The following is a 5439-nucleotide window of genomic DNA, read 5'->3' as shown; positions in this document are numbered from 1 at the left end:
CGACTGTGGTGTTGGTGGGGACGCTGGATACCAAGGGGGCCGAGTATGTGTGGCTCCGTGAGCGGGTTCGGGAGTTGGGCTGCGATGTGGTCCTCGTGGACGTCGGGGTCGGGGCGTCCGAGGTGGAGGCCGATGTAGGCGCTGAGCGGGTCGCGGAGGCCGCGGGTGCCTCGCTGGACGCGTTGCGGGACGCCGGAGACCGGGGCGCGGCCGTCAGCGCGATGGGGGAGGGTGCGGCGGCCGTGCTCGCCGGGCTGGAGCGGGTGGACGCCGTGCTCGCGGTCGGGGGGAGCGGCGGGTCGTCGATCGCGGCGCGGGCCGTGCGGGACCTGCCGATCGGGCTGCCGAAACTCATCGTTTCCACGATGGCGGCGGGGGACGTGGCGCCTTACGTGGGCGCCAAGGACGTGACGATGATGTACAGCGTCGCGGACATCGCTGGCGTCAACCGGGTGACGCGGCTGGTGCTCGGGAACGCGGCGGCTGCGGCGGCCGGGATGGCGAAGGCGTATGCCGAGGCTCGGGCGGCGCCTTCGGTGGACGAGCGGCCCGTGGTCGCGGCCTCGATGTTCGGGGTGACGACGCCGGCGGTGGACGCGGCGCGCGAGCGGCTGGACGAGCTGGGCTACGAGGTCCTGGTATTTCACGCGACCGGGGCCGGGGGACGGGCGATGGAAGGGCTCGTGGAGAGCGGGCTCCTGGCGGGGGTGCTGGATCTGACCACGACCGAGCTGGCGGACGATCTGGTCGGCGGTGTCCTGTCGGCCGGGCCCGAGCGGCTTACGGCGGCGGGACGGCACGGGGTGCCGCAGGTCGTGGCGCCCGGGGCGCTGGACATGGTCAACTTCGGGCCGCGCGAGACCGTCCCCGAGCGGTTCGAGGGGCGCAACCTCTACGTCCACAACCCGACCGTGACGCTGATGCGGACGACGCCGGAGGAGATGGCGGAGCTGGGGCGCAGGGTCGCGGCGAAGCTGGCGGAGGCGACCGGGCCGACCGTGCTGTTCGTCCCGCTCGGTGGCGTGTCGGCGCTCGACGCGCCGGGGATGCAGTTCCATGACCCGGTGGCGGACGAGGCGTGCTTCGCGGAGTTGGAGGGTGCGGTGGAGACGGAGAAGGTCGACGTGAACATCAACGATCCGGTGTTCGGCCGCGCGATGGCCGACCGGCTGCACCAGATGATCTCGGGGGGATCGCAGTGAAACGGGCGACCGTTCTGGAGCGGCTGCGGGCCGCCGTCGGGCAGGGAAAGCCCGTCATCGGTGCGGGCGCGGGCACCGGGCTGTCCGCCAAGTGCGCGGAGGCGGGCGGTGTCGACCTGATCATCATCTACAACTCCGGCCGCTACCGGATGGCGGGACGCGGGTCGCTGGCCGGGCTGCTCCCGTACGGGGACGCGAACCAGATCGTGGTGGAGATGGCGTCCGAGGTGCTGCCCGTCGTGAAGGACACGGCAGTGCTGGCGGGCGTGTGCGGCACCGACCCGTTCCGGATGATGCCCGTCTTCCTCGACCAGCTCAAGGCGATGGGGTTCGCGGGCGTGCAGAACTTCCCGACGGTCGGGCTCTACGACGGGGTGTTCAGGCAGAACCTCGAAGAGACCGGCATGGGGTACGACCTGGAGGTCGAGATGGTGCGGCTCGCGCACGAGCGCGACCTCGTCACCGCCCCCTACGTCTTCGACGAGGATCAGGCGCGGGCGATGGCGGAGGCGGGCGCGGACGTCCTCGTCCCGCACGTCGGGCTCACCACCAAGGGCAGCATCGGCGCGGGCACGTCGTTGACGCTGGACGAGGCGGTCGAGCGGGTGCAGGCCATGCGGGACGCCGCGGCCGCCGTACGTCCCGGCGTCCTGGTGCTCTGCCACGGCGGCCCGATCGCCGAACCGGACGACGCCGCCTACGTGCTCTCGCGGACCGAGGGCGTCGTGGGCTTCTTCGGGGCCTCCTCGGTCGAACGCCTGCCGACCGAGAAGGCCATCACGCAGCAGGTGGCCGCCTTCAAGAACCTGGAGATCTGATGCTCGTCAATCCCGGTGACGTCACGACGATGGCCTTCGACTGGGGCTCGATCAAGTGGTTCGTCACGCCGTCGGCCGTGCCCGGTGCGAGCAGCACGCTGGGCGAGGTCATCGTCAACCCGGGCAAGGGGCACGCGCGGCACAACCATCCGGGCGCCGAGGAGGTCATCTACGTGATCTCCGGTGAGGCGACGCAGATGGTGGACGACGGCGAGCCGTTCCCGATCGGCGAGGGCGACGCCGTGCACATCCCGAAGGGCGTCTGGCACTCGACGTTCAACACGACGTGGCGTCCGCTGCGGCTGATCGTCACCTACACGCCGGGCGGCGAGGAGAAGGCTCTGGAGGGCGCACCGGACTTCTGCCTGCATCAGCCCGGCGCGGTACCGGAATGGCGTCAGGCCTGAGCGCGGGACCAGGCGTCCAGGCCCTCTTCGGTGAGCAGGACGTCGAAGGCGGCGTCGGCGGCGCCGATGAGCGGGCCCTGCGGGCCGAGCGGCGACGGCAGGACGGGCGGAGGCGCGGCCCGGCGGTAGCGCATCAGGGCTGAGGTGTAGCCCTCCTCCAAGGGCGCGGGTGCGGTCGCCGCCAGGTCGAGGGCCAGGCCGGAGAGGGTGACGACGTCCGGGTCCAGGCCGTTGACCAGGGCGCCCATACCCCGTCCGAGCGCGTGGGCGGCGCGTGCGACGGCGTCCCGGGCCGCGGGGTCGGACGGCGCGGACGCGATGATCTCACCGGCGGCCGTGCGCGGGTCCGGGGGCGGGGGGCGGTCGAGCGCGCGGGCCATGGCGCGCCCGTCGATCTCCAGGTCCCAGCAGCCGCGGGCGCCGCACGGGCATTCGAGGGCGGGGTCGCCGAACGGCATGTGGCCGAACTCGCCGCCCGCGCCGGTCGCGCCGTCCACCGGGCGTCCGTCCACGACGAGGATGCCGCCGACGCCGACCTCGACCGTCAGGTGCAGGACGGCCCGCGCGGCCGCCCCCGCGCCGCGCCTGGCGTCGGCGAGCCCGGCGAGTGTGGCGTTGTTGCCGACGAGGAGCGGGATGCCGGGCGGCGTGAGCGGACCGAGGTCGACGTCGCGCCAGCCCAGGCCGGACGCCTGGACGATCGTCGTCCGGCTGACCGTGCCCGCGGCGCAGACCGACACCGCGCGGACGCGGCGGCCGTAGTGGGCGTGCAGCGCGGCCACGTGCGCGGCGAGCGTCCCGACCAGGCGGGAGGAGCCGGAGTGGCGGCCGGTGTCCTCGGTGATGACGCGGCCGCCGAGTTCCACGCAGGCGACGCGCCACTCCTCGTGGCCGATGTCGACGACGCAGCCCAGCGGGCCGTCGGGGTGCGCGGTGAGCGCGGGGGAGGGGCGGCCGCGCCCGCCGGTGCGGGGCGGTGCGGTCTCCTCGGCCAGCCGTGCCGCCTTGAGCCGGCTCGTGATCTCGGTGGCGGAGCCGCTGCTCAGCCCGAGCGCGCGGGCGGCGTCCGCCCGGGTCGCGGACGGGTGCGCGTGGACGTGGCGGAGCACCGCCAGCGCGCCCTGGCTGCGCAGGGCCCGTGCCGAGTGCGCGGTCTTCGGCTGCATGGTGACATCTTGGCCGGTCCGGATTATCCTCGTTGCACGAGCATAATACTGGGGGTGGTCATGAGCGATGCGGCGGTCCTGCGGCGGACGTCCTCGACCTTCGGGCTGTACCTGACGTTCGGCTGCCTCGGCTACATGCTGACGGCGCTCGGCGCGATCCTCCCGGAACTGCGCGAGGAGCGCGGGCTCCCGCGCGCCGAGGTCGCGCTCTACCCGTCGGCGTTCGCGCTCGGGCTCGTCGTCGTCGGCCTCATCGGGCACCGGCTCGCGCGGCGGCTCGGACCGCTCGCGCTGCCCTCGGCCCTGGTCGCACTGGTCGGCGGCGCCGCGATCATCGCCGTCGCCGGCGGGCGGCTCGGGACCGGGATCGGCGCGCTGGTCCTCGGGCTCGGCGGCGCCGGACTCGTCCAGCTCATCCCGGCCGGGCTGCGCGCCCTGCACGGCGGGGACGGAGCGGTCCCCATCGGGGAGGCGAACGCGGTCGCGAGCACCGCGTCCGTCCTGTCCCCGGTGCTCATCGGCGCCGCGCTCGCCCAGGGGCTCGGGTGGCGGTTCGCGTTCGCCGTGCCGCCGCTGGCGCTGGCCGCCGTCCTGCTGCTCACCCGTCGGGCCGTGGCGCCCGTGATCAGCGAGGACGCCGCGCCGGCCCCAGGGGAGCGGACCCCGCGCACCTTCGTCAGCCGGTGGTTCGACCTCGTGCTCGCCGTCGGCGTCGAGTTCTGCATGGTGTTCTGGGCGGCCGACTTCCTCCGGTCGGTCAAGGACCTCGGCTCCGGCTCCGCGACGACGTTCTCGGCGGCGTTCCTGCTGGGCATGGCGGTGGGACGGACGGTGTCCGGGCCGGTCGTCCGGGCGGCGGGAGGGGCCGACCGGCTGCTCGCCGCGGCGACGGGCGTCGGGGTCGCCGGGTTCGCGATCCTGTGGGCGGCACCCGCCCCGCTCGCGGTCGCCGGGCTGCTGGTGGTCGGGCTCGGCGTCGCGCTCCTCTACCCGGTCATCCTGGCGCAGGCGCTCGCCGCGTGGCCGTCCCAGCCCGTCCGGGCCGCCGCCCGCTGCGCGCTCGCGTCCGGTGTGGCGATCGGCGTCGCGCCGCTCGCCCTGGGGACGCTCGCCGACCTCACCACCCTGCGCGCCGCCGTCTTCGTCGCCCCCGCGCTGCTGCTGATCCTTCTCGTCCGCTGCGGATGGCGCCTCAGAACCGGAGGTCAGCTCACCTTGCCCCGGACGTAGACCCAGTCGCCGTCATGCCGGACGAACCGGCTGACCTCGTGCAGTTCCCCGGGCGTCGAGCCTTCCAAGTAATGGGCGCGGAACTCCACCGTGCCCTTGTCGTCCTCGGGCCCGCCGTTCTCCTCCCGGACGATCTCCAGACGCACCCACCGCGTGCCCGCGTCGAGACCGATCCGCTCCGGGCGCGTCGCGGGGTGCCAGCTCTCCAGCAGATACGCCTCGTCCCGCTCCGCGAAGGCGCTGAACCGCGACCGCATCAACTCCCCGGCGGTCTCCGCCCGCGCCTCGCCCCGATGCAACCGTCCGCAACAATCCCGGTACCGTGCGCCGGCACCGCAAGGACACTTCTTAGCCACGCCCCGATTCTGCCTCGCCGCGGCCGCGCACCTGGTCGGAAACTGCCAGCGACGCTCCGGCCGAGCCGTGAATATTGACAATCTTCTCGCTCCCTTCCGGTGGTTCGGTTCCCGGCCTGCGCTGGTCGCCGGGCGTGCGAATCGGTCACCGGTGCCTGGTCTTGCCCGATATCGGGAGCGGGGTTACCGTTCCAATTAGTTGATAGGAAAGTTTCCTGTCAGATGGAGCTCCCATGCCCCGCTCCCCTCCATCACCCCCG

At 73.6% G+C, this 5439-nt stretch carries 6 protein-coding genes; 4 read left to right on the top strand and 2 right to left on the bottom strand.

Annotated features, from left to right (window positions below; all coding sequences use genetic code 11):
• From E1285_RS42825 to E1285_RS42815, 3 genes are all read left to right on the top strand, one after another.
• Positions 1-1202 (top strand): Tm-1-like ATP-binding domain-containing protein (locus E1285_RS42825; protein WP_207947237.1); only part of this gene is annotated, 1202 nt, incomplete at its 5' end.
• Positions 1193-2020, top strand: a complete 828-nt coding sequence (locus E1285_RS42820; RefSeq protein WP_347814130.1) for a phosphoenolpyruvate hydrolase family protein — start codon at positions 1193-1195, stop codon at positions 2018-2020. The genes E1285_RS42825 and E1285_RS42820, both read left to right, overlap by 10 nt.
• Positions 2020-2427: a cupin domain-containing protein gene (locus E1285_RS42815; protein WP_132160641.1), complete on the top strand. Its 408-nt coding sequence runs from the start codon at positions 2020-2022 to the stop codon at positions 2425-2427. Before E1285_RS42820 ends, E1285_RS42815 begins: the two co-directional genes overlap by 1 nt.
• Here E1285_RS42815 and E1285_RS42810 read toward each other — a convergent pair.
• Positions 2418-3593, bottom strand: coding sequence for an ROK family transcriptional regulator (locus tag E1285_RS42810; RefSeq protein ID WP_132160640.1), 1176 nt, complete (start codon positions 3591-3593; stop codon positions 2418-2420). The genes E1285_RS42815 and E1285_RS42810 overlap by 10 nt on opposite strands.
• A 60-nt stretch (positions 3594-3653) precedes the next feature.
• Between E1285_RS42810 and E1285_RS42805 the strand changes: the two genes are divergently transcribed.
• Positions 3654-4823 (top strand): MFS transporter, encoded by a 1170-nt coding sequence (locus tag E1285_RS42805; protein ID WP_132160639.1) that lies wholly within the window; start codon positions 3654-3656, stop codon positions 4821-4823.
• Here E1285_RS42805 and E1285_RS42800 read toward each other — a convergent pair.
• The gene (locus E1285_RS42800) at positions 4799-5122 is read right to left on the bottom strand and encodes a YchJ family metal-binding protein (protein WP_347814129.1); all 324 of its coding nucleotides are present in this window, start codon (positions 5120-5122) and stop codon (positions 4799-4801) included. The genes E1285_RS42805 and E1285_RS42800 overlap by 25 nt on opposite strands.
• Between the last annotated feature and the right edge of the window lie 317 nt (positions 5123-5439).

The organism is Actinomadura sp. 7K507, from assembly GCF_004348425.1.
Lineage (GTDB): Bacteria > Actinomycetota > Actinomycetes > Streptosporangiales > Streptosporangiaceae > Spirillospora.
The sequence above is the reverse complement of the archived record's forward strand: the minus strand, read 5'-3'. Positions and strand labels throughout refer to the sequence as shown.